This is a genomic window from Marichromatium sp. AB31 (assembly GCF_003718685.1).
Classification (GTDB): Bacteria; Pseudomonadota; Gammaproteobacteria; order Chromatiales; family Chromatiaceae; genus Marichromatium; species Marichromatium gracile.
Genome location: NZ_RHFI01000013.1, coordinates 13,040 through 36,610 on the forward strand (window position 1 = coordinate 13,040; position 23,571 = coordinate 36,610).

The 23,571-nt window shown below is 70.2% G+C and carries 22 protein-coding genes; 10 read left to right on the forward strand and 12 right to left on the reverse strand.

Annotation, left to right across the window (positions count from 1 at the left end; translation table 11 throughout):
- The first annotated feature begins 174 nt into the window (after positions 1-174).
- The 3 genes from EBL84_RS10905 to EBL84_RS10915 are packed head-to-tail and all read left to right on the forward strand — an operon-like array spanning position 175 to position 5,257.
- A complete protein-coding gene (locus tag EBL84_RS10905) occupies positions 175-840 on the forward strand; it encodes a CerR family C-terminal domain-containing protein (protein ID WP_123140839.1) in 666 nt (221 codons plus the stop codon).
- Complete coding sequence (locus tag EBL84_RS10910) at positions 837-2,156, forward strand: efflux RND transporter periplasmic adaptor subunit (RefSeq protein ID WP_123140840.1); 1,320 nt, start codon at positions 837-839, stop codon at positions 2,154-2,156. The genes EBL84_RS10905 and EBL84_RS10910 overlap by 4 nt, the downstream gene beginning before the upstream one ends.
- Complete coding sequence (locus EBL84_RS10915; RefSeq protein ID WP_123140841.1) at positions 2,153-5,257, forward strand: efflux RND transporter permease subunit; 3,105 nt, start codon at positions 2,153-2,155, stop codon at positions 5,255-5,257. The genes EBL84_RS10910 and EBL84_RS10915 overlap by 4 nt, the downstream gene beginning before the upstream one ends.
- 71 nt (positions 5,258-5,328) lie before the next feature.
- Here EBL84_RS10915 and EBL84_RS10920 read toward each other — a convergent pair whose 3' ends face one another.
- Complete coding sequence (locus EBL84_RS10920) at positions 5,329-5,772, reverse strand: MarR family winged helix-turn-helix transcriptional regulator (protein ID WP_123140842.1); 444 nt, start codon at positions 5,770-5,772, stop codon at positions 5,329-5,331.
- 79 nt (positions 5,773-5,851) lie between these two features.
- Between EBL84_RS10920 and EBL84_RS10925 the strand changes: the two genes are divergently transcribed.
- The 4 genes from EBL84_RS10925 (at position 5,852) to EBL84_RS10940 (ending at position 8,774) form a co-directional block, all read left to right on the forward strand.
- Positions 5,852-6,304, forward strand: a complete 453-nt coding sequence (locus tag EBL84_RS10925; RefSeq protein ID WP_123140843.1) for a hypothetical protein — start codon at positions 5,852-5,854, stop codon at positions 6,302-6,304.
- A gap of 16 nt (positions 6,305-6,320) precedes the next feature.
- A complete protein-coding gene (locus EBL84_RS10930; RefSeq protein ID WP_123140844.1) occupies positions 6,321-6,722 on the forward strand; it encodes a hypothetical protein in 402 nt (133 codons plus the stop codon).
- Positions 6,723-6,985: 263 nt separating this feature from the next.
- Positions 6,986-7,822 (forward strand): AraC family transcriptional regulator, encoded by an 837-nt coding sequence (locus EBL84_RS10935; RefSeq protein ID WP_123140845.1) that lies wholly within the window; start codon positions 6,986-6,988, stop codon positions 7,820-7,822.
- Positions 7,823-7,910: 88 nt separating this feature from the next.
- Positions 7,911-8,774 carry a DMT family transporter gene (locus tag EBL84_RS10940; RefSeq protein WP_123140846.1) on the forward strand — a complete coding sequence of 288 codons (864 nt, stop codon included), beginning with the start codon at positions 7,911-7,913 and terminating at the stop codon, positions 8,772-8,774.
- Positions 8,775-8,781: 7 nt separating this feature from the next.
- Here EBL84_RS10940 and EBL84_RS10945 read toward each other — a convergent pair whose 3' ends face one another.
- From EBL84_RS10945 to ndk, 10 genes are all read right to left on the reverse strand, one after another.
- On the reverse strand, positions 8,782-9,177 hold the full coding sequence (locus tag EBL84_RS10945; RefSeq protein ID WP_123140847.1) for a DUF2750 domain-containing protein: 396 nt from the start codon (positions 9,175-9,177) through the stop codon (positions 8,782-8,784).
- Positions 9,178-9,370: 193 nt separating this feature from the next.
- Complete coding sequence (locus EBL84_RS10950; RefSeq protein ID WP_123140848.1) at positions 9,371-10,018, reverse strand: hypothetical protein; 648 nt, start codon at positions 10,016-10,018, stop codon at positions 9,371-9,373.
- Between the two features lie 91 nt (positions 10,019-10,109).
- Complete coding sequence (gene der, locus EBL84_RS10955; protein WP_123140849.1) at positions 10,110-11,510, reverse strand: ribosome biogenesis GTPase Der; 1,401 nt, start codon at positions 11,508-11,510, stop codon at positions 10,110-10,112.
- A gap of 5 nt (positions 11,511-11,515) precedes the next feature.
- Positions 11,516-12,751, reverse strand: a complete 1,236-nt coding sequence (bamB, locus tag EBL84_RS10960; RefSeq protein ID WP_123140850.1) for an outer membrane protein assembly factor BamB — start codon at positions 12,749-12,751, stop codon at positions 11,516-11,518.
- 20 nt (positions 12,752-12,771) lie between these two features.
- Positions 12,772-13,401 carry a tetratricopeptide repeat protein gene (locus EBL84_RS10965; RefSeq protein ID WP_123140851.1) on the reverse strand — a complete coding sequence of 210 codons (630 nt, stop codon included), beginning with the start codon at positions 13,399-13,401 and terminating at the stop codon, positions 12,772-12,774.
- Between the two features lie 60 nt (positions 13,402-13,461).
- Entirely contained in the window at positions 13,462-14,727 is a 1,266-nt protein-coding gene (gene hisS / locus EBL84_RS10970) for a histidine--tRNA ligase (RefSeq protein ID WP_123140852.1), read from the reverse strand.
- A 44-nt stretch (positions 14,728-14,771) separates the two neighbouring features.
- The gene (locus EBL84_RS17520; RefSeq protein WP_123140853.1) at positions 14,772-15,776 is read right to left on the reverse strand and encodes a RodZ domain-containing protein; all 1,005 of its coding nucleotides are present in this window, start codon (positions 15,774-15,776) and stop codon (positions 14,772-14,774) included.
- Positions 15,748-16,575: a type IV pilus biogenesis/stability protein PilW gene (gene pilW / locus EBL84_RS10980; protein WP_123140854.1), complete on the reverse strand. Its 828-nt coding sequence runs from the start codon at positions 16,573-16,575 to the stop codon at positions 15,748-15,750. The genes EBL84_RS17520 and pilW overlap by 29 nt, the downstream gene beginning before the upstream one ends.
- Positions 16,572-17,666, reverse strand: coding sequence for a 23S rRNA (adenine(2503)-C(2))-methyltransferase RlmN (gene rlmN, locus EBL84_RS10985; RefSeq protein WP_123140855.1), 1,095 nt, complete (start codon positions 17,664-17,666; stop codon positions 16,572-16,574). The genes pilW and rlmN overlap by 4 nt, the downstream gene beginning before the upstream one ends.
- A gap of 19 nt (positions 17,667-17,685) precedes the next feature.
- Positions 17,686-18,114 (reverse strand): nucleoside-diphosphate kinase, encoded by a 429-nt coding sequence (gene ndk, locus EBL84_RS10990; protein ID WP_005221611.1) that lies wholly within the window; start codon positions 18,112-18,114, stop codon positions 17,686-17,688.
- Positions 18,115-18,393: 279 nt separating this feature from the next.
- Between ndk and EBL84_RS10995 the strand changes: the two genes are divergently transcribed.
- The 3 genes from EBL84_RS10995 to EBL84_RS11005 all read left to right on the forward strand — a co-directional run bounded on the left by EBL84_RS10995 (position 18,394) and on the right by EBL84_RS11005 (position 21,874).
- The gene (locus tag EBL84_RS10995) at positions 18,394-19,353 is read left to right on the forward strand and encodes an acetyltransferase (RefSeq protein ID WP_123140856.1); all 960 of its coding nucleotides are present in this window, start codon (positions 18,394-18,396) and stop codon (positions 19,351-19,353) included.
- Positions 19,354-19,606: 253 nt separating this feature from the next.
- Positions 19,607-20,791, forward strand: a complete 1,185-nt coding sequence (gene purT / locus EBL84_RS11000; protein WP_123140857.1) for a formate-dependent phosphoribosylglycinamide formyltransferase — start codon at positions 19,607-19,609, stop codon at positions 20,789-20,791.
- A 147-nt stretch (positions 20,792-20,938) separates the two neighbouring features.
- Positions 20,939-21,874 (forward strand): AEC family transporter, encoded by a 936-nt coding sequence (locus tag EBL84_RS11005; protein ID WP_123140858.1) that lies wholly within the window; start codon positions 20,939-20,941, stop codon positions 21,872-21,874.
- Positions 21,875-21,896: 22 nt separating this feature from the next.
- Here the strand turns inward: EBL84_RS11005 and EBL84_RS11010 are convergent, their stop codons facing one another.
- On the reverse strand, positions 21,897-23,540 hold the full coding sequence (locus EBL84_RS11010) for a methyl-accepting chemotaxis protein (protein ID WP_223806998.1): 1,644 nt from the start codon (positions 23,538-23,540) through the stop codon (positions 21,897-21,899).
- Positions 23,541-23,571: the final 31 nt, after the last annotated feature.

The following is a 23,571-nucleotide window of genomic DNA, read 5'->3' on the forward strand; positions in this document are numbered from 1 at the left end:
GGGAGTCGGCGAGAGCTTCCCCACTGGTGGCTGAAAGCTGGCGGCTGGAGACTGACTCAACCGCCGCCAGCGATTCGGCCGTGCCTCTGTGGGGATAGATTTCAAACGATCGTTTGAATTAAACATTCGTTTGAACTATGTTTCTGGTGTGTTCCGATCAGCGAGTCCCTTGAGATGACCACCAGACCCTCTACCCAGGAGACCCGCGAGCGTCTGCTCGCGGCCGCGCTGGAGGCCTTCGGCCAGCGTGACTACGATGCGGTCAGCACCCGCGAGCTGGCCACCGCCGCCGGGGTCAACCTCGCCGCCATCTCCTATCACTTCGGCGGCAAGCACGGGCTCTATCTGGCCACCGCGCGGCTGCTCGGCGAGCGCATGCGCGCGCTGCTGCACGAGGATCTGTCGTGGATCCGCAGCACCTATGCCGACGCCAGTCCCGAGGAGTGTCGACGGCTGGTCGGCGACCTGATCGGGCGTCTGGCCTCGCGTCTGCTCGGCGACGAGTTCGGGCGTCACGTGCCGGGGCTGATCATCCGCGAGCAGGGGCGACCGACCGAGGCCTTCGAGATCCTCTACGAGACCCTGTTCGGTCCCGTCCACCACGTCCTCGGTGAGCTGATCGGTCGCGCCCGCAATCGCCCGGCCGACGACGACGAGATCCGGGTGATCGCCCATGCGCTGATCGGTCAGGCGGTGATCTTCCGCGCCGGTCGCACCGCATTGCTGCGTTACATGGATCGCGAGGGCTTCGACGAGGGCGATCTCGTCCACATCCGCCGGGTGGTCGCCGCGCTCGCCGAGAGCGCCCTCGCCACCCCCGGCGAGGGAGCGCAACGATGAACCCGAGTCCCACGCCGCGCTGGCGTCGCCTGCTGTTGTTCCCCCCGATCATGCTGGGGGTGCTGATCCTGGTGCTGATGGTGCGCGGGCGCGAGCCGCCGGTGCTCACCGAGCCGGTCGAGCCGGTGCGCGCGGTGCGGGTGGTCGAGGCCACTCTGGTGGCGCTCGCGCCGACCGCCGCGGGCTATGGCTCGGTGCAGCCCGAGCGGGTGTGGGCGGCGGTGAGTCAGGTCGCCGGGCGGGTGGTGTGGGTCCACCCGAGGTTGCGCGAGGGCGAGATCCACGCCGCCGGCAGCGAGCTGCTGCGCATCGACCCGGTCGACTACGAGCTGTTGCTGGCGCAGGCGCGCGCCGAACTCGCCGATCTGGAGGTGCAGCGCGGCAACGCCGAGGCGCTGCTGGTGATCGAGCGGCGCAACCTCGAGCTGGCCGAGGCGGCGCTGGCGCGCAACCAGCGGCTGATCGGGCAGGGCACCACCTCGCAGAGCGTGGTCGATGATTCGGAGCGGGCGCTGCTCGCCAGTCGCGCCGAGGTGCGGCGGCTCGACAACACCCTGGCGCTGATCCCCGCCCGGCGGGCCCTGCTCGAGGCCAAGGCACGGCGCGCCGAGCGCGATCTCGCCCACACCCGCATCACCGCCCCCTTCGAGCTGCGGGTGGCCGATCTCGCGGTCGAGGCCGAGCAGTACGTCGGCGTCGGTCAGCGGTTGTTCGTCGGGGATACCGTCGAACGCATGGAGATCGAGGCGCAGGTGCCGCTGGCGTCGCTGCGGCGGTTGTTCCTCGATCGACCCGCAGTCGAGGTCGATGTCACCCGGCTCGGCGAGTTGGTCGCCTCGGTCACCGGGGTCGAGGCCCGCGTGCGGCTCGATCTCGGCAACCATGTCGCCGAGTGGGCGGCCGAGTTCGTGCGTTTCGACGATACCGTCGACCCGCGCACCCGCACCATGGGCGTGGTGGTCGCGGTCGATCGTCCCTTCGACAAGATCCGTCCCGGCTATCGCCCGCCGCTGTCGAAGAACATGTTCGTCGAGGTGGTGCTGCGCGCGCGTCCGGCCGGCGAGCAGCTGGTGGTGCCGCGTCTGGCGGTACGCGACGGCGCGGTGTTGGTGGCCGACGCCGAGGACCGGCTGCGCCGTCGCCCGGTCGAGGTGCGCTACACCCAGGGCGAGCTGTGCGTGATCGCCGCGGGGCTGGAGCCGGGCGCGCGGGTGGTGGTCTCCGACCTGGTGCCGGTGGTCGAGGGCATGCGTCTGGCCGTCGAGCCCGATGAGCGTCTGACACGGATGCTGCGCGCCCAGGCGGTGCAACCATGATCGCCTGGTTCGCCCGTCACCAGACCGCGGCCAACCTGCTGATGGCCGCGATCATGATCCTCGGTCTGACCCGCCTGCCGGGGCTGCAGCGCGAGACCCTGCCCGAGGTCGCCAATGACGAGGTCGAGGTACGGGTGGTCTATCGCGGCGCCACCCCGGGCGAGGTCGAGGACGCCGTCTGCCGGCGCATCGAGGACGCGCTCGAGGCGGTCAACGACCTCGACGAGCTGCGCTGCGAAGCCGTCGAGGGGCAGGGCGTGGCGGTCGCGGTGATGCGCGAGGGCGCGGAGATGATGCGCTTTCTCGACGACGTCAACGCCGAGGTCGAGGCCATCGACGACTTTCCCGACGAGACCGAGCGCCCGGTGGTGCGCGAGCTCGGCCGCACCGATCCGGTGATCGCGGTGGCGGTCACCGGTCCCGATGATCCGGTCGCGCTCAAGGCCTATGCCGAGGACCTCGAGGCGCGGATGCTGGCCGAGACCGCGATCGCCCAGATCGACATCCAGGGCTTCTCCGATCATCACATCCGTCTCGAGATCCCCTCCTGGCGGTTGCGCCAGTACGGTCTGTCCGCCGCCGAGGTCGCCGAGGTCGTCGCCCGTCACAGCGTCGGCACCCCGCTCGGCTGGATCGAGGGACCGGACGAGGATCTGCTGCTGCGCTTCGACGATCAGCGCAAGCGCGCCGCCGATTTCGCCGATCTGGTGGTGGTCTCGGGTGCGAGCGGGGCGCAGATCCGTCTCGGCGAGATCGCCACCATCACCGACCGCTTCGACCGCCCCGAGGACCAGGTGCGCTTCGACGGACGCCGCGCCGCACTGCTGGCGGTGAGCAAGACCCGCGACCAGGACGTGCTCGACATCTACGAGACGGTGCGCGCCTTCGTCGCCGCCGAGCGTGAGCGCGCCCCCGCCGGGATCGCGCTCACGCTCACCCAGGACGTCGCCTCGATGGTCGGCGACCGGCTGGAGATGCTGGTGGGCAACGGTCTCCAGGGGTTGGCGCTGGTGTTCCTGGTGCTGTGGCTGTTCTTCGGCATCCGCTACAGCTTCTGGGTGACCATGGGGTTGCCGGTCTCCTTCCTCGGCGCCTTCGTGCTGATGCCGCTGTTCGGCATCACCGTCAACATGATCTCGATGGTCGGGCTGTTGATCGGCATCGGCCTGCTGATGGATGACGCCATCGTCATCGCCGAGAACATCGCCGCCCGGCTGGCGCGCGGCGCCGCCCCCGCCGAGGCGGCCATCGCGGGTGCGCGCGAGGTGCTGCCCGGGGTGCTCGCCTCCTTCGCCACCACCACCCTGGTGTTCGGCTCGCTGGTGTTCATCGGCGGGGATCTCGGGCAGATCCTGCGGATCATGCCGGTGGTGTTGTTGCTGGTGATCTCGGTGAGCCTGATCGAGGCGTTCTGGATCCTGCCCCATCATCTCAACCACGCCCTGGCGCGCGAGCGCGGTCGTCCGCCCGCGCGGTTGCGCCGGGGTGTCGAGCGCGGCTTCGCGTGGCTGCGCGACGGGGTCTTCGGCCCGCTGGTCGATCGTGCCCTGGCCTGGCGCTATCTCACCCTCGGGCTGGCGCTGTTGTTGCTCCTGGTCTCGGTGGCGATGATCGCCGGCGGACGGCTCAAGTTCGTCGGCTTCCCCGAGCTCGACGGCGATGTCATCGAGGCCCGGGTGCTGTTGCCGCAGGGCACGCCGCTGGCGCGCACCGAGACCGTGGTGAGTGAACTCGAGGCCGCGCTCGGGCGTGCCGCCGCGCGGGTCATGGCCGGACAACCCGACGCTGGGCCGCTGGTGCGACACGTCGCCGTGCGCTTCGGCCAGAACCCCGATGCCTACGAGGGCGGCGCCCATGTCGCCCGGGTGGTGGTCGACCTGCTCGAGGCCGAGCGGCGCGCCTTCCCCCTCGACGAGCTGCTCGCGGCTTGGCGCGAGGAGACCGGGCCGCTGGCCGATGTCATCAACATCAAATACACCGAACCGGCGATCGGCCCGGCGGGTCGGGCGATCGACATCCGTCTGCTCGGCGCCGATCTCGAACGGCTGCGTGCGGCCTCGACCGAGTTCCAGGGCTGGTTGCTGGGCCATGCCGGGGTGCTCGACCTCGGCGACGACCTGCGTCCCGGCAAGCGTGAGCTGCGGCTGCGGCTCAAGCCCGGCGCCGATGTCCTCGGGCTCGACGCGCGGGCGGTGGCCGAGCAGGTGCGCGCGGCCTTCCAGGGGGTGGAGATCGACGAGTTCCAGGTCGGGCGCGAGCGCTACGAGGTCAACCTGCGGGTGGTGGCGGCCGATCGCATGGGGATCGACGATCTCGACGACTTCCGCGTGATCGGCGCCGAGGGCGCCTTGGTGCCGTTGTCGCTGGTCGCCGAGGTCGAGACGGTGCGCGGCTGGGCGCGTATCCACCGCATCGACGGGCGTCGCGCGGTGACCATCCAGGGCGAGGTCGACCGCGATCGGGTCAATGCCCGCGAGTTGCTCACCCTGGCTCAGTCCGAGTTCGTGCCCGGGTTGCGCGCGCGTTACCCCGAGATCCAGGTGGCCTTCCACGGCGAGATCCGCGAGTCGCGGCTCACCGGGCAGTCGATCGTCGGCAACGTGGCACTCGGGCTGATCGGCGTCTACATGCTGCTGGCGCTGCAGTTCCGCGGCTATCTGGCGCCGCTGACGGTGATGGTGGTGATCCCGATGGCGCTGGTCGGGGTGGTGTTCGGCCATCTCGCGCTCGGCATCGATCTGGCGATGCCGAGCATGATCGGCATGGCCTCGCTGTTCGGCGTGGTGGTCAACGACTCCATCCTGCTGGTGGTGTTCATCCGCGCCGCGCGGGCGCGCGGCGCGGCGGTGGTCGAGGCCGCCGCCGAGGCGGCGCGGGCACGCTTTCGCCCGATCCTGCTGACCTCGGTCACCACCATCGCCGGGCTCACCCCGCTGCTGCTGGAGAAGAGTCTGCAGGCGCAGATCCTCATCCCGCTGGCCACCAGCCTGGCCTTCGGGCTGACCACCGCAACGCTCGCCGCGCTGCTGCTGGTGCCCGCGCTCTACGCCATCCTCGACGACCTCGGCTGGCTCGGCGCGCTGGAGGCCGAGCGCGACTGAGACCTCCCGATGTCGTCATGCCGTCGGTTGGGCGGCCGTACCCGGCAACCCAACACCCGCGTGCGGAGGGCTCAGACGGCCCCGTCGTCGGGCTGCAACCCGGCGACGACCTTGCGCATCAGCGCGACGAAGGTCGCGCGCTCGGTCGCCGAGAGCGCGGCGAGGGCGTGGGCGTTGACCGCCGTGGCCGCCGCCGTCGCCGGTCCCTCCAGGGCGCGGGCGGTCTCGGTCAGCCAGATGCGCTGGGCGCGTCCGTCGTGCGGGTCGCGCCGGCGTTGGATCAGCCCGTCGCGCTCCATCCGCGCCAGGGTGTTGGCCATGGTCGGCTGCTCGATGTCGAGCGCGGCGATCAGCTCGCGCTGGGTCAGCCCGTCGCCCTCCCACAGCACCAACAGCGCGGGAAAGGTGCCGATGCTCAGACCGAGCGGCTTGATCCGCGCCTGCAGCTCGCGTGCGAAGAGTCGCGCCAGATGGTTGGCGAGATAGCCCGCCGAGTCGTCTCTGCTGAATGTCATGGCGTCTTGATAGCACTTGTATAGCTTGGAATGCAATGCTATATAGCAAGCTATGTTTAGTCCCGGAGCGGAGACCGTCATGACCAAGTGGATCCATCCCATCGCCGGCGCGCTGGCGCTGCTGACCATCCTGAGCTTCTGGTTCGCCACCGTGATCGTCGAGACCCTCGGCGCCCCGGCGGCCATCGTCGCGGTCAAGACCGCCATCCCCTGGGGCCTGCTGGTGCTGGTCCCGGCGCTTGCGGCAGTCGGCGGCTCGGGCTTCGCGCTGGCGCGTGACCGCCAGGGGGAACGGGTCGCGGCCAAGCGCCGGCGGATGCCGATCATCGCCGCCAACGGGCTGCTGGTGCTGGTGCCCTGCGCCTTCTTTCTCGCCGCCAAGGCCGCGGCGGGGGAGCTCGATGGCGTCTTCTACGCGGTGCAGGGGCTGGAGCTGGTCGCCGGCGCGGTCAACGCCACGCTGCTCGGGTTGAGCCTGCGCGACGGGTTGCGGTTGAGCGGTCGGCTGCGCGGCCAGCCGGTGCGGACCTGAGCGGGGGGCGGCGATCATGCGTATCCAGCTGTCACTCCTGTTCGTCGCCGTCGCGCTGCTCTCCGGCGGCTGCGGCGCGCCCCACCTGCGTCAGGTCCACGAGGCCGAGCAGCGCTTGCTCGGCGCCGAGGTCGAGCGGCTCGCGCACTGCATCGGCGAGCCGTTGTCGGTCACTCGACCGGCCACGGAGCCCGGTGTCACGCTGCGCCACTACTCCTCGGCGCAGCGCCGCGGTGCAGACGGTCTGCTGCGCGCCACCCCGGCCCCGGACCCCGAGGACGACGCCCGCGCCTGTGTCTTCGACATCCGCGTGCGCGACGGGCGCGTCGTCGCCATCGCCAGCGACAACCGCGCCGGTTGGGGCTTTGGCAGCATCAAGCGCTGCTCGGCGGTGATCGGACGCTGTGCGGGTGGTTGATGCGGCGGTGTCAGGGTAGGCTTCGGTCTGGCGCTTCCGACGCTGATGACCCGAACCGAGTCCAGGCCGCTGCTTCGGGCTCGGTTCCGTGCAACTGGCGCTCACCCGCCGCCATCGACCGGAGCTGCCTCCAGCTCGACGGGCAGTCGACGGAAGGTCCCGCGCCGGTGGAGCCTCGGGGCCCGATCCTCGATCTGACCGAGGATCACGGCGAGGGAGGTGTCATGATCCTTGGCCGATGAGCGAGGGCACCGCGTCTATCCATGACGGTTCGAGACGATCCTCCCCGCAGCCGTCAGCTCCCCGACATCCCCGGGGTCGAGGTGCTGTGCGGGACCTTCCGTGACCATGCCTTTCCCCGTCACTGTCACTACGGGCTGATGATCGCGCTGATCGACGGCGGCGCGCAGCGGGTGGCGTCCGCGGGCGGTCGGCTGGTCGCCACCCCCGGGCAGATCGTCGCCATGCCGGCTGGGGTGGTCCATGCCGTCTCGGCGATCGACGCCGAGGGTTGGCGTTATCGCGTCCTGACCATTCCCGAGCGTCTGCTGCTGCAGGTGAGCGAGGGGCCGCCCGCGGGGTTCGCGTCCGCCCCCGTCATCAGTGACCGAGCGCTTGCAGCGGCCTTGGCCGCCACGCATGAGGCGCTGACCGATCGCGTGACCTCGCTGAGCTTCGAGACCCGGTTGCTCGATGTGCTCGCCGGCTTCCTCGCGCGGCACGCGCGCCCGTGTCCCGCGATCGTGCGCAGCGGACGCGAGCCCGAGGCGGTGCGCCGCGCGTTGGAGTATCTCGGCGACTGTCCGGAGCGCGCAGTCTCGCTCACCGAGCTGGCCTCGGCGGCGGGGCTCGATGCCTACCGCCTGGCCCGTGCCTTTACCCGTGAGCTGGGGTTGCCGCCCCATGCCTGGCACCTGCAGTACCGGCTGCGCGCGGCGCAGTCGCGACTCGCCCGGGGCGAGGCGGTCGCCGCCGTCGCGCCGGCGCTGGGGTTCGCCGACCAGGCCCATTTCACCCGCGCCTTCAAGCGGCTGACCGGGGTGACCCCGGGGCGCTATCGCTCCGACCACGGTCATCCGCGCACACGCCGCCGTCGCTAGGCTGCCAAGATCGTTCAAGACAGCGCCGTCGGCGCCTCCTAGCCTGCGTGCCTCTTGATGCGGTTAGGGGGATGGTGCTGTGCGAGGGATGAGGCCGACGGGTTCGGTCGAGATGGTCGGACTGGGGGCTGCGCTGGTGACCCCGGTGGCCTGGGGGCTGACCGGGGTCTTCGTGCGCTTGTTGCCCGATCTGCCGGCGATGGTGATCGTCGTCGCCAGGCTGGGCGTCGGGCTGCTCGTACTGGCGCCCTTCCTGCTGATCCATCGGCGCCAGGCCGTGCATGCACTGCGCACGCCCTTGCCGCTGGCGATGGGGCTCTACTATGTGCTGGCCACCGAGGCCTTCGTGCGCGCGCCGGTCGTCGAGGTGACCCTGGTGATCGGCGCGGCGCCGGTGATCGCGGTGCTCCTGCAGTGGGTTGGTGGCGCGGCGCCGAGTGGACGCCAGCTCGGGTGTGTCGCGCTCGCGCTCGCCGGCCTGGCGCTCTATCTCGCCCCGGCGTTGGGCGCGGGCGGTCTGGGTGTCGGTCATGGGTTTGCGTTCGGCTGCGCGCTGGTCGCGGCGCTCTACGCGATCGGGGTGCGCCGGCGCGCGCTCGCTGGGGGCTGTCCTCACCCGCTCGCGCTCACCGCGGTGGCCTGTCTCTGGGGGCTGGTCGTGAGTCTGCCCTGGCTCTGGGCCGCGGCCCCACGCTGGCCGGTTGCCGGGGAGTTGCCGGTGATCCTGGCGCTTGCCCTGGTCTCGACCGTGTTGCCGACCTTGTCCTATGGGATCGCCGCCGCTCGTCTGTCCCCGTTGATTAGCACGACCCTGGGGCTGCTCACGCCCCTGGTCGCCGCCCTGGCCGCTGTCGCGGTGCTCGGTGAGTGGCCGCACCCGGCCTCGCTGCCGGGTGCGGTGATGACGCTCGCGGGTCTGTTCCTGCTGGTACGGACGCCGGCGCGGGGGTGAGGCGCTCTCAGTCGCGCGCTCGCTGTGCGGCCTCGAGGTCGGCGAGCAGCTCCAGCGGATCGACCACCATGCCGCTGCCGTCGGGGGCGGCGAACACCGAGACCAGACGGTCGTCGCGGTCCATGCCGGGCAGCCAGCGTTCCATGAAGGTGTCGAGCGCGAGCGCCTCGGGGCGGCAGTCGGCCCAGTCGTCGTCGGCCAGGGCGGCGGCCAGCTCCGGGGCCGGCCAGAAGGGGAAGCAGTCGGTGTCCTCCTCGTCGCTGAAGGCGACGAAGCCGTCCTCGGCGCACAGCGTCCACACCTGGCCGTGCTCCAGCACCTCGGTGACGAAGAGGGTGTAGCGCTCGGGGGCCGGCAGGTCGAACAGGGCGGCGAGTTCCTGGGTGGAGCGTGGTGCATTCATGGTGGGGCCCCCTTGCGGTCGGGTGGTTTGGGTTGCATCCCGCATTGTATGACAGCCGGGCGCGTCCCGGGGGCTCAGGGTGCGGGTGCGGTGCGCACGATCAGCAGGTGGTCGTCGAGAGCGGTCTCGACCGCGGTGACAGTCGATGCGGTGACGAGCGGGATGGCGAGCCGTTGCATCGATCGGGTCCGGATCACCAGGGGGCCATGGAGTCCATCACGCGGAAGGGCGCGCCCATGGCGCGGGTGTCGCTGGCCATGCCGCCGACGCCCTGGCGCATCAGCAGGGTGTCGTACTGGATGCGACCGATGGTGGCGTTCATCTGGGTCATGTCGCGGCTCATCGCGGTGATGTCGGTGGACATGCCGTCGACGCTCAGGCGCATCCGTCCCATGTCCTCGCGCATCGCCTCGATGCTGGTGCGCATCGCGCCCATGTCCCCGGCCATCGTGGCCATGTAGCTCTCGCCCTGGGCCTTGAACTCGAAGGGGCGGGTGCGGGCGTCGTCGGTGGCATGACCCATGTTGTACATGTAGTCCTCCATCCGGTTCATGTCGCGGGCCATCATGAACACCAGATAGAAGAGTACGGCACCGATGAGTAGCGCGAACAGGCCGAGCACCGCCGTGTACCACTTGGCACGGGTGTGACGCCGCTCCTCGATGTGGAGACGTTGTTCGAGCCCGTGGATGTCGGTGAGCTGGCGCTCGGGACCGCTCGCCGCGAGCAGGCGTTCGAGCTGTTCGCCGAGTCGGGCGCGCTGTGCGGTGTCGTCCCTGAGCGCCTGGATCAGCGCCTCGATTCCGTGCTGGGCTGAATCGCCCTCGATCTGATCGGCCATCTGCGCCCTCGTCCTGAGTCTTGCCGGGGATGTCGATTATAGAGCCGTCGTCGACGAGACGGCGAGGGTGGTGCGTCCCTGCACCGATGGCTCAATGCTTGCGCGAGGTGAACTTCTTGAGCCGCTGGCGGCTCTTGATCTGGCGCGGGGTGAGCGGGTTGCGCTTGCCCTCGTAGGGATTGCCGCCGCTCTTGAACTCCAGGCGCAGCGGGGTGCCGAGCAGGTCGAGCTCACGGCGGAAACGGTTGATCAGATAGCGCTTGTAGCTCGCCGGGGTCTCATCGGTCTGGTTGCCGTGGATCACCACCACCGGCGGATTGCGCCCGCCCTGGTGGGCATAGCGCAGCTTGATGCGCCGGCCGCGCACCAGCGGCGGCTGGTGCTCCTGTACCGCCGCCTCGAGCAGCCGGGTCAGCTCCGGGGTGGAGAGGTTGCGGGTGGCGTTGGCATAGGCCAGGTCGACGTCGTCGAGCAGCAGCCCGACGCCGCTGCCGTGCAGCGCCGAGATGCGGTGCAGCTTGGCGAAGTCGAGGAAACCGAGCTTGCGGGTGAACTGCGCCTTGACCTGTTCGCGCGCCTCGGCGTCGAGTCCGTCCCACTTGTTGATCGCCACCACCACGGCGCGGCCGCTGTCGATGACATGGCCGGCGAGGGTGGCGTCCTGCTCGCCGATGCCGGCATGGGCGTCGATCACCAGGACCACCACGTTGGCCGCCTCGATCGCCTGCAGCGTCTTGATCACGCTGAATTTCTCGATCGCCTCCTTGACCTTGGCGCGACGGCGCAGACCGGCGGTGTCGATCAGGGTGTAGCGCTGGCCATCACGCTCGAAGGGGATGAAGACGCTGTCGCGGGTGGTGCCGGGGCTGTCGAAGGCGACCACGCGCTCCTCGCCGACGAGACGGTTGATCAGCGTCGACTTGCCGGCATTGGGGCGACCGACGATCGCCACCTTGACGCCACGCTCGTCGTCGTCCTCGGGCGTTTCCTCCTCGGCGGCCTCGGGGAGCTGGGCGAAGACGTGCTCGATTAGCGGCCGGATCGCCATCCCCTGGGTGGCCGAGACCGCACGCGGTTCGCCCAGCCCGAGGGCGTGGAACTCGGCGGTGGCGAGCAGCGGGTCGAAGGTGTCGCTCTTGTTGACCACCAGGGTCATCGGCTTGCCGATACGGCGCAGCCGCTCGGCGATGGCGATGTCCTCCGGGGTGCAGCCGTCGCGCGCGTCGACCACGAACAGCAGGTGATCGGCCTCCTCGATGGCCAGTTGCACCTGACGCTCCATCAGCGTCTCGACGCCCTCGGTGGCGGTGGCGATACCGCCGGTGTCGACGATCACATAAGGGCCGGGGCCGATCCGCCCGACCCCGTACTGGCGATCGCGGGTGAGCCCGGGGAAGTCGGCGACCAGCGCGTCGCGGGTGCGCGTGAACCGGTTGAACAGGGTCGACTTGCCGACATTGGGACGACCGACCAGGGTGATGACGGGGAGCATGGTATTCAGGGACTCGCGTTATCGGCTTGCTCGGGCGCGCGTTGCGCCGTCCGCGCCGGGATGGCGCCGACGCTGAGGGCGCTCAGCGTCCCGTCGTCGGCATAGACATAGAGCCGCCCGGCGGCGGCCAGCGGCGGTGCGGTGATCGGCGCCTTCTTGGTGACGCGGGTGCGCCCGAGCAGCTGACCGTCGGCGGCGTCGAGCAGGTGGACATAGCCCTCCAGGTCGCCGACCGCGACCACCTGGCCGAGCAGCGCCGGCGCGGTGAGCCGACGATAGCGCAGCGCCTCCTGCACCCAGCGCCCGGCGCCGCTGAGCGGGTCGGCGCCCCACACCTGATCGCGCGAGTCGGTGACGAACAGCGCCTCCGGGGTGGCGGCGAGACCGGCATGGGCGGAGAGCTCGCGGCGCCACAGCACGGTACCGGTGACGGCATCGACCGCAGCCAGGTCGCCGTTGTAGGTGCCGACGAACACCGTGGTGCCGACCAGCACCGGATCGGCGTCGATGTCGGCGATGCGCGAGAGCTCGGAGCGCCCGCTCGGTCGGGTGATGGTGACCTCCCACAGCGGCGTGCCGTCGGCGACGTCGAACTTGATCAGCTTGCCGCCGGAGAGCCCGACGATGACCCCGTCCGGGGCCACCGCCGGGGTGCTGCTGCCGCGCAGGGTGAGCACCGGGGCGGGGTAGGTGAGGTGCCAGCGCTGCTCGCCGGTGGCCGCCTCGATGCCGTAGAGACTGTCGTCGAGGGTGTGGACGACGATGGTCTCGGCATCGGCGAAGCGCGGCACCGAGAGCACCTCGCTGCCGAGCCGGGTCCGCCACAGCTCGGTGCCGTCGGCGGTGGAGAAGAGCGCCAGCTCGCCGCCGGTGGTGCCGAGCACCAGACGCTCGCCGTGGACCTCGGGACCGCCGCTGAAGGCCAGTTCGGTCTCCTGGCGCCACAGCACGCGGCCGCTGTCGGCGGCTACCGCGGCGAGGGTGCCGCGGGCGTCGGCGACATAGAGCCGACCGGCGGCGAGCGTCGGCACCAGATAGAGGCGACGCCCGTCGGTGCCGTCGGTGACGCGCGCCGACCACAGCGTGGTCGGGGTCAACGACTGGTCGAGCTCGGGCAACTCGCTCGGCGGTGTCGGATCCTCCTCGCTGCCGAGCCAGGGGATGAGACTGCAGCCGCCGAGCAGCGCACTCAACAGCAGTGCGCTGGCGCCGGTGATCGCCGCTCTGGTGTGGATCGCCATAACTTCCTTCCGTGTGTCGTCTAGCCGGCCGAGGGCAGGTTATCGAGCTTGAGCTGGATGAGTTGCGAGAGTGCGGCGCCACCTTCGATGGCCGTCTCATAGGCCTCGCGGGCGGTGTCGAGGTCGCCGCGCGCGGCGGCCAGGTCACCGCGCACCGCGGCGAAGTCGGCGCTGAACTCGGGGCTGTCGTCATGGTCGGTGATGGTCGACTCGGCGGCGTCGAGCGCGCCCTCGGCGAGCTGGATGCGCGCCAGGCGCAACGCGGCGAGACGCGCCAGCGCGGCGTCCGGGGCGTCATCGATCACCCGCTCGAGTCGAGCGATGGCCGCCTCGGCCTCACCGGCCTGATAAAGCCCCTTGGCCGCGACCAGGGCGCCGAGCGCGGCATAGGGTGTGGCGCCGAAGTCGGCGTCGAGCTGTTCGGACTGCTTGGCCAGCACCGTGGCCGCATCGGCGTCCTCGGCGCTGTAGAGCATCTGCTCGAAGTGGGTCGAGGCCTGGGCGGCGAGGTCGGTGCGGTAGTCGCTCCAGTAGCGCCAGCCGAAGATGATGACCAGGCCGAGCGCGAGACCGGCGAACACGGCCACGCCGTTGTCACGCCACCACTTCTTGATGGCTTCGGCCTTTTCCTCGTCGGTTTGGTAACTCACAGGTCTGTCCTCTATGGGTGCGCGCGCGCTGTCGAGCGGCGCGGGTGGGTCTCGATGGGGTCAGGCCGGCGCGCCGGCGAGCAGCTCGGTCAGTGCGGTGAGGTCGAGTTCGCGCTGCTCGACCTGTTCGCGCAGCGCCTTGACGCCGACCACGCCGCGCTCGGCCTCGTCCTCGCCGAGGATCAGCGCGTAGCGCGCGCCGCTCTTGTCGGCGCGCTTGAACTGGCTCTTGAAGCTGCCGCCGCCGGCGTGCACCACCAGGCGCAGCTCGGGCAGGGCGTCGCGCAGTCGCTCGGCGAGCACCGGGGCCTCCTGTTGGGCGCGCTCGCCGAGCGCGACCAGATAGGCGTCGATGCCGGGATCATCCTGCGCGCCGCTCAGTTCGAGCAGCTCGACCAGACGCTCGATGCCCATGGCGAAGCCGACGGCGGTGGTCGGGCGACCGCCGAGCTGGGCGACCAGACCGTCGTAACGACCGCCGGCGCAGACCGTGCCCTGGGCGCCGAGTTCGTCGGTGATCCATTCGAACACGGTGCGATTGTAGTAGTCGAGTCCGCGCACCAGACGCGGGTTGAGCTGGTAGTCGACCCCGGCGCGCTCGAGTCCGGCGCGGATGTGATCGAGATGGGCGCGACTGGTCTCGCCGAGGTGATCGAGCAGCGAGGGCGCGTCGGCGACGACCTCGCGGGTCTGCGGATGCTTGGAGTCGAGCACCCGCAGCGGGTTGCTGTGCAGCCGCTTGCGGCTGTCCTCGTCGAGTTGGTCGATGCGCGCCTCGAGATAGGCGATCAGCTCGGCACGATAGGCCGCGCGCTCCTCGGCGTCGCCGAGCGAGTTGATCTCCAGGCGGAAGCCCTCGAGTCCGAGCGCGCGCCACAGTCGCGCGGTCATCAGCATCAGCTCGAGGTCGATGTCCGGTCCCTCGAGCCCGAAGACCTCGACGCCGATCTGGTGGAACTGGCGGTAGCGCCCGCGCTGTGGGCGCTCGTAGCGGAACATCGGGCCGCGATACCACAGCCGCTGCGGCTGCATCAGCAGGCCGTGCTCGATGGCCGCGCGCACGCAGCTCGCCGTCCCCTCGGGACGCAGGCTGAGACTGTCGTCGTTACGGTCGGGGAAGGTGTACATCTCCTTCTCGACGATGTCGGTGACCTCGCCGATGGAGCGCTTGAACAGGTCGGTGACCTCGACGACGGGGGTACGGATCTCGCTGTAGCCGTAGCCCTCGAGGACCCGCCGCGCGGTGTCCTCGAGACGGTGCCAGGTGGGGATGCGGTCCGGCAGGATGTCGTGCATCCCGCGGATGGCTTGGATCTTCTTGCTCATGCTGGGCGGATACTGATGGCCTGTGGGATCGCAGCGCGCCGGACTCAGTCGGGCTGACTGGGATCGAGGGTGAAGCGGGCGACGTTGCCTCGGGCGCGCTCGCTCAGATCGAGCGGTTCGCCGTCGATGGTGAGTCGCGCCATGGCGGTGTTGCCGATGATGAAGCGATAGGGCGGCTCGCCCTCGAGCACGCGTCGGTCGCCGGCACGCAGCTCGCCGGTGAGGATGATGCGACGGTTGACGTCACGCACCTCGACCCAGCAGTTGCCGGTGAACTCGAGCGCGACCTCGGGCGGCGTCGGTGCCGTTTCGACGCTCGTCGGCGCGGCCTCCGGACGATCCTCGTCGATCCCGGATGCGACAGTGGGCGCGGGCGCGGGCGCGGGCGCGGCGCCGGGCGGCGTCGAGATGGTGTCCGGTGTCGCCCCCGGCTCGGGCGCGGCGATGAGCGCCGACGTCTGCTGGGCGGGCGCCGGGGTCGGACGTGGCGCCGGCTGCGGGGCCCGGGGCTCGGGCGTCGTCGGTGCCGGAGCGACAGGGGCGGGTGTGGCCTGGGACGGTGCCGGGTCGAGGCGCGGCTGCTCGCTGGGCGCGACGTCGTCTGCGAGCGGCGCCGGGGCGATCTCGGGGCGGCTCTGCCACCACAGCACCAGCATGGCGACAGCCGCAGCCATCAGCGCCAGGCTGATCAGGCGCATCAGCCAGCGCGAGGTGGTCTCGGCGAGGTTGCCGCGCGTCCGTGGCCCCGTCTGGGCGGCGGCCTGCTCCTGGGTCACCGTGCGTGCCGACTCGATCAATGGTGTCGGGTCGATGCCGAGCAGTCTGGCGTAGTTGCGCAGATAACCGATCGCGAAGACCGGCCCGGGCAGCGCATCGTAACGATCCTGTTCGAGCGCCTCGATGATCTCCGGGCGCAGGTGCAGTTGCGAGGCCACGCGTGCGATCTCGAGGCCGCGCGTCTCGCGCTGCTGACGCAGGCGCTGACCGGGGTGCATGATGATGTCTGGCGTGCTCGGCGCCTCAGGACTCGGTGATCTGGTCTCGCTCATCCAACTGGACTCCCTGGGATTCTCTGGATGCCGCCGCGTCCGGGAAGCGCTCGCGCAGTGCCCGCTGGTAGAAGTTGGCGCGCTCGCGATCGCCGAGCTGGCGCTCGATGCTGGCGCCGAGCTGCAGGGCCTCGCGCGTGCTGGTCGCGGTGCGCAGGGTCTCTGCTCCGAAATAGCGGTCGATGTCCCCCTTTGCCGCCTTGATCTCGCCACGGGCATAGGCCATCGCCGCGCGCTTGACCAAGGCCGGGCCGAACTTCGGATTCGCCGCGACGGCGGAGCGATAATACGCCTCCGCCTGGCTCGCGTCGCCCTTCTTGCGGGCACAGTCGCCGGCATTGGTCATGGTCACCCAGGGGGTGGCATAGAGCGGATTGTCGAGTGCCTCGAGGAACTGGGCCTCGGCCTCCGCATAGCGCTGTTCACGGCACAGATAGGAGCCGTAGGCGTGGAGCACGTCGGGGTTCTTCGGCGCCAGCTGCACGGCGCGCTCGTAGTGCTCGGTGGCCAGTGCGTCCTTGCCCAGCTGCTCGTAGAGAAAGGCCATCCAGACATGCGCGCGGGCGTAGCGACGATCGGCCTCGAGGGCCTGGAGCGCACGGCGGAAGGCGACCTCGATCTGGCCCCGGGCATAGTACTGCTCGGCCATCCGCACGTAGATCTCGGCGGGGCTGTCGTCGGGTTCGAGACCGAGCGCGTCACCGCCCTCGGGGCGCTTCTCGGCGCCACCGCAGCCAGCCAGCAGGGTCAGGCACAGCAGCACGGCCAACGCGAGCGGGCGAGGCCAGCGAGGGGTCATGGCGCTCCTGTTCGGTCCTGTTCGAGTTGTACCCGGGCCTGGCGACGGGTGCGATCCTGCACCCGGCCGACGAGCTGGCCGCAGGCTGCGGCGATCTCCTCGCCCCGGGTCTTGCGGGTGATCGCGATCAGCCCCGAGCGCAGCAGTCGCTGGCGGAAGGCCTCGACCTGCTCGGGCGGACTGGTGGTGTAATCGACCCCGGGGAAGGGGTTGAAGGGGATCAGGTTGATCTTCGACGGCGTGCCCTCGAGCAGACGGATGAGCTGCTTGGCGTGGGCGATGCTGTCGTTGAGCCCGGCGATCATGATGTATTCCCAGGTCACCTTGCGGCGCTTGTCGTCGGCGACATAGCGGCGGCAGGCCGGGATCAGCTCGGCGAGCGGGTACTTGCGGTTGATCGGCACCAGCTCATCGCGCAAGGCGTCGTTGGGGGCGTGCAGCGAGACGGCCAGGGAGACGTTGCTGACCTCGCGCAGGCGCTCGAGCGCGGGGACGATGCCGACCGTGCTCACCGTCACCCGCTGCTTGGCGAGCATATAGGCGAGGTCGTCCTGCATCATCGCCATCGCCTTGACCACCGGGTCGAAGTTGGCGAGCGGCTCGCCCATGCCCATCATCACCACATTGGTCGGGGCGGTCTCGAGCTGGCGGGTGGCGTGCCACACCTGGGCGATGATCTCGCCGACCGTGAGGTTGCGATTGAAGCCCTGCTTGGCGGTGGCGCAGAAGCGGCAGTCGAGCGCGCAGCCGACCTGCGAGGAGACGCAGATGGTGCTGCGGCGGCCCTCGGGGATGAATACGGTCTCGATGTGTTGGCCGTCGGCCAACTCCATCACCCATTTCTTCGTCCCGTCGGCGGAGGGGTGTTCGTGGACGATCCGCGGCAGGCGGATCTCGGTGCGCTCGCGCAGCTGTTCGCGCAGCGCGAGCGGCAGATCCGTCATGGCGTCGAAGTCGACGACGCCATGCTTGTGGATCCACTTGAACAGGTTGCGGCCATGGAACGCCTTGCGGCCGAACTCGACGGCGAGCGCCTCGCAGTCGGCGCGGTCGAGATCGAGCAGGTTGGTCTTGGGTTCGCTGGCGTTCATGGCCGTCACCGGATCAGGATCAGCGGGTGCGCTCGCAGACGCCCTCGGGGAAGAAGAAGGCGATCTCCTCGGCGGCGGTCTCGGGGGCATCGGAGCCGTGGGCCGCGTTCTCGGTGAAGGAGTCGGCGAAGTCGGCGCGGATGGTGCCCGGGGCGGCCTCGGCCGGGTTGGTGGCACCCATGATCTCGCGGTTCTTGGCGATGGCGCCCTCGCCCTCGAGGACCTGGACCATGACCGGGCCGGAGGTCATGAAGTCGACCAGCTCGCCGAAGAAGGGACGCTCCTGGTGCACGGCGTAGAAGGCCGAGGCCTGCTCGCGGCTCAGGTGCATCATGCGCGCGGCGACGATGCGCAGGCCGGCGGCCTCGAAACGCCCGAGGATGGCGCCGATGGCGTCCTTGGCGACGGCGTTGGGCTTGATGATGGAGAGGGTGCGTTCGATGGCCATGCGGGCTCCTGAAGAACTCTTAAAGGATGATGTTAGGACACACGGGCTTCCCTGGCTCCGGCAACCACCAATACGCCGTCGTCGCCGATCGCGAGACGCCGAGCCAGGGCCGGAGAACCTGAGAAGATCAAAAGAAGTCGGTGAGCAGGCAAGTCTAACGTCAGCGGCTGTACCGGGCAATGCCGATGCGCGCTTGTCAGGATAGTCGCGCGCTGGTTAGGCTCCTCGCATTCCACTCGAATCGAGCCGGGCCGGGGATCGGCCAGGGAGGAGACGCGCATGGCCCTGTACGATGTCTTCAACGGCGACGCGGACGGACTCTGCGCGCTCCTGCAACTGCACCTGGCCGAGCCGCGCGAGAGCGTGCTGGTGACCGGGGTCAAGCGCGACATCGCGCTGCTCGATCGCGTCGAGGCCGGCGCCGGTGACGAGGTGCGGGTGCTCGACCTCTCGCTCGACAAGAACCGCGCCGCGCTCGAGCGGCTGCTCGCCGCCGGCGTGCGGGTGCGCTACTTCGACCACCACTTCCCCGGCGAGATCCCCGACCATCCGGGCCTCGAAGCCCATATCGACACCGCACCCGATCGCGGCACCAGTCTGCTGGTCGACGCCGCGCTCGACGGCGCCCATCGCGCCTGGGCGGTGGTCGGTACCTTCGGCGACAACTTCGACGCCGCCGCGCGCCAGGCCGCCGCGCCGTTGGGGTTCGACGCGCCGACGCTCGAACGGCTGCGCGAACTCGGCATCTATCTCAATTACAACGGCTATGGTGCCCGTGTCGCCGACCTCCACGTCGATCCGGCGCAGCTCTTCGAGCGCCTGCGTCCCTATGCCGATCCGCGCGCGTTCATCGCCGCCGACCCGGTCTTCGCCCAGCTCCGCGATGGCTACGCCGATGACATGGCGCACGCCGAGGCACTGCGCCCCGAGGTCGACGAGACGGCGGGGCGGGTGTTCGTGCTGCCCGATGCGCCCTGGGCGCGGCGGGTCAGCGGGGTGTTCGCCAACGCCCGGGCCCAGGCCGCCCCGGAGCGCGCCCATGCGCTGCTCACCCGCCTGCCCGAGGGCGGTTTCCTGGTCAGCGTGCGCGCCCCGCTGGCGCGTCCCGACGGCGCCGACGCGCTGTGCCGCCAGTTCCCTAGCGGTGGCGGACGCAAGGCCGCCGCCGGCATCAACCACCTCGCCGAGGACGACTATCCACGCTTCGTCGAGGCATTCCTCTCGACCTTCAAGCGCTGAGAGCGCTCGCCTCCCGTCCTGACCGGGGAAGGGTTCCCCGTGCGGCGGCGAGTCTGGATCCCTGCGGTGTCGGCGGAGTACCATCGGTCGCGCCCTTGCCGGAGCGGCGCGCGCGAGCGTGTCGGGACTGGGACTGCTCCGGGGTCTCTCCGTCGCGGCTGCGGCGGTCGCGCGTGACTCGCGGGGACCGGCTGCGGCTGGCGGGAGTGCCGCGATCCATCCTGAAGCCACCACCCCGACAAGCAGAGACCACATGCCTACGATCGGAACCCCTTTCTCCCCCAACGCGACCAAGGTCCTGCTTTGCGGGGCCGGCGAACTCGGCAAGGAGGTCGTCATCGAGTTCAAGCGACTCGGCCTCGAAGTCATCGCCTGCGACCGCTATGCCAATGCGCCCGCCATGCAGGTGGCCGATCGCGCCTACAGCTTCTCGATGCTCGACGGGGCCGAGCTGCGCCGGGTCATCGAGCTGGAGCGTCCCGACTATATCGTCCCCGAGATCGAGGCGATCGCCACCGACACCCTGCTCGAGCTGGAGGCCGAGGGCTTCAACGTCGTCCCGACGGCGCGGGCGACCCGGCTGACGATGAACCGCGAGGGCATCCGCCGGCTGGTCGCCGAGGAGCTGGGGCTGCCGACCTCACCCTATCGCTTCGCCGACACCCGCGAGGCGTTCGAGCAGGCGGTTGCCGAGATCGGGCTGCCCTGCGTGGTCAAGCCGATCATGAGTTCTTCGGGCAAGGGGCAGAGCCTGGTGCGCGAGGCCGCCGAGCTCGATCGCGCCTGGGAGTACGCCCAGGCCGGTGGGCGCGCCGGGGGCGGGCGGGTGATCGTCGAGGGCTTCGTCGCCTTTGATTACGAGATCACCCTGCTGACCGTGCGTCACCGCGACGGCACCGCCTTCTGCGCGCCGATCGGGCATCGCCAGGAGGATGGCGACTATCGCGAGTCCTGGCAGCCGCACCCGATGACGCCGACGGCGCTGGCGCGGGCCGAGGAGATCGCCGCGCGGGTGACCGCGGCGCTCGGCGGGCGCGGGATCTTCGGGGTCGAGTTGTTCGTGCGCGGCGACGAGGTGATCTTCAGCGAGGTCTCGCCGCGTCCCCACGACACAGGCATGGTCACCCTGATCTCGCAGGATCTCTCGGAGTTCGCGCTCCACGCCCGCGCCATCCTCGGGCTGCCGATCCCCGAGATCCGCCAGCACGGTCCGGCGGCCTCGGCGGTGATCCTGGTCGAGGGTGAGTCGCCCCGGCCCCGCTTCACCCATCTGGCCGAGGCCCTCGCCGAGCCGGGCACGGATCTGCGCCTGTTCGGTAAGCCCGAGGTGCGGGGGCGGCGTCGCATGGGCGTGGCGCTGGCGCGTGGCACCGATGTCGAGGACGCCAAGGCGCGCGCGTTGCGCGCCGCCGCACGGGTGCGTGTCGAACTCGACTAGGGCGCGGCGCGGGCGGATGTCCTCTGCGGGGAGCGACCGGCGCGGGCGGGCCGCGACGGTTGAGCGGTCTGCGGCGCGGCCCGTTGGTCGCTCGCCCGTCTCGACCGCCTGCCGGTGCGGCGCGAGCGGTGGTCGGGGCGCGGGTCGATGACCGCGATCCTCGATATCGTCGTCCCCGTCTTCACCGTCATCGTCGCCGGCTATGTGGCGGTGCGGCTGGGGGTGATGGAGCGCGCGGCGACGGCGGTGCTGGGGCGCTTCGTGCTCCATGTCGCGATGCCCGCGCTGATCGTCGCGACCCTGGCCGGCACCGATCTGCGTCAGGCGATCGAGCCGGGGTTCCTGCTGGCCTACGGCACCGGGACGCTGCTCACCTACGGGCTGATGCTGGCGTGGTTTCGGGGTGGTCGGGGCGACCGGCTTGATCGCGCGGCGGTGAAGGCGCTCGGCTCGGCCTTCTCCAACAGCGCCTTCATCGGTTACGCGCTGCTGCTGCAGGCCTTCGACGAGCCGCCGGTGGCCGGCTTCGCCATGGCGTTGATGTTCGAGAACCTGGTGCTGATGCCGCTGGTGCTGAGCGTGCTCGAACTCGGCACCGGGCAGGGGCGGGCGCCGGGCGCCCGGGCCACCGCGCGGTTGATCGTGGCGCGGCTCGTCACCAACCCGCTGATCCTGGCGATCACCCTCGGTCTCGCGCTCGCGCTGTTCGAGGTGAGGCTGCCGCCGGGGCTGAGCGGGGCGCTGGGGTTGCTCGGACAGGCGGCGGCGGGGGTGGCGCTGTTCTTCGTCGGTGCGACCCTGGTCGGCAGCCGTCTCCACGCCAGCCTCGGCGAGATCGGGCAGGTCGCGCTGGCCAAGCTGGTGCTGCACCCGGTGCTGGTGGCGGCGATGGTGCTGGCCCTGCCGGCGTTCGATCCCGACCTGCAGCGCGCCGCCATCCTGATCGCCGCCTGTCCGATGTTCGCCATCTTTCCCGTCCTCGGCGCCCGCTACGGTCACGCCGAGCTGGCCAGCGGGGCGCTCCTGGGTGCCACCGCGCTTTCCTTCCTCAGTCTCTCGGTGGTGCTGGCACTGTTGCTGTGATGGCCGGCGCGCGGGCGCGAGCTCAGACCTTGAAGCGCGCCATCATGTGGTGCAGCTGCGCGGCCAGTTGTGCGACCTGATCGCTGGCCTGCGCGCTCTGCTCGGACCCGCCCAGGGTGGTCTCGATGGAGTGGGCGATGTTGGTGATGTTGCGGTTGATCTCCTCGGTCACCGCTGATTGCTGCTCGGCGGCGCTGGCGATCTGGTTGGTCATGTCGCTGATCCGCTCGACCGAGGCGCTGATCGTCTTGAGCGACTGACCGGCCTCGCCGGCCTGGGAGACGCTGTCGCGCGCCTTGACGCGCCCGGCGTGCATCGCCTTGACGGCGCTGTCGGCGTTCTGCTGCAGCCGCTCGATCATCTCGCGGATCTCCTCGGTGGAGTGACGGGTACGATCGGCCAGGGTGCGCACCTCGTCGGCGACCACCGCGAAGCCACGTCCCTGCTCGCCGGCGCGCGCCGCCTCGATCGCGGCGTTGAGCGCGAGCAGGTTGGTCTGCTCGGCGATGGCGCGGATCACCTCGAGCACGCGACCGATGTCGTCGCTGTCGGCCGAGAGCCGGTTGATCACCTCGGCGGCGCCCTCGACGGCCTCGGCCAGCGCGTCGATGGAGTCGACGCTGTGACGCACCACCGCCTCGCCCGAGGTGGCCTCGCGTAGCGTCGTGCTGACCGCGCGTGCGGTCTCGTTGGCGTTTTGCGCGACGCCCTGCACCGTGGCGGTCATCTGGTTCATGGCGGTGGCGACCTGTTCGCTCTCGCGTTGCTGCAGCTGGACCTGGTTGCGGCTCTCGCTGCTGTTGGCCGAGAGTTGTTCGGCGGCGCTGGCCAGCTGCGCCGAGGCGGCGTTCACCTCGACGATGAGCTGCTGGATCTTGTCGACGAAGGCATTGAAGGCGCGCGCCAGATCGGCCAGTTCGTCGCGTCCCTCGGCCACGAGCCGGTGGGTCAGGTCGCCCTTGCCGTGGGCGATCTCGTCGAGTCGCCCGGCGACCTGACGGATCGGGGTCGCGGTGAGCTGTGCGAGCACGAAGGCGCCGGTGATGCCGAGGGCGAGGATCAGCGCCAGCCCGACCGCGAGTCGGCGTTCGAGCTGATCGACACCGGTGGCGACGATGGCGTCGGTCTGAGCGCGGGGGATGCCGAGGAAGAGGAGACCGATCACCCGTCCCGCCTCGTCGACGAGCGGGTCGTAGACGGTGAGATAGGGTTCGCCGAGGATCTCGGCCTCGCCGATGAAGCGTTTGCCCGCCATCACCGGGGCGAAGGCCGCGCTGGCCTCGCCCAGCCGGGTGCCGACGGCACGCCGTCCGTCGGCGAGCCGGATGCTGGTGGTGAGGCGGGTGAAGTCGTCGCCCTCGCGGGCAAACACCGTGGCGAGTACGCCAAGATCCTCGCTGAGTCGGTCGACCAGTTCGAAGCGCTCGCGGATCGCCTCGCCGTCGGCATCGACCAGCACGCCCGCTTGCATTCGCACGTTCCCCCAGGACTGGGCGAGATAGACCTTCGCCGCCTCCAGGTCGCCGGCGATCTTCATCGACAGGGTGTGATCGACCAGTTGCCGGCCCATGGCGGTTGCGCTGTGGGTCGAGATCAGCAGGGCGGCCCCACCGACGAGGATCAATAGCGCGACGGTGAAGGCGATCAATCGCTCACGTATCGTCAATTTTCTCCACATGGAACTGCTGTGCCCGATG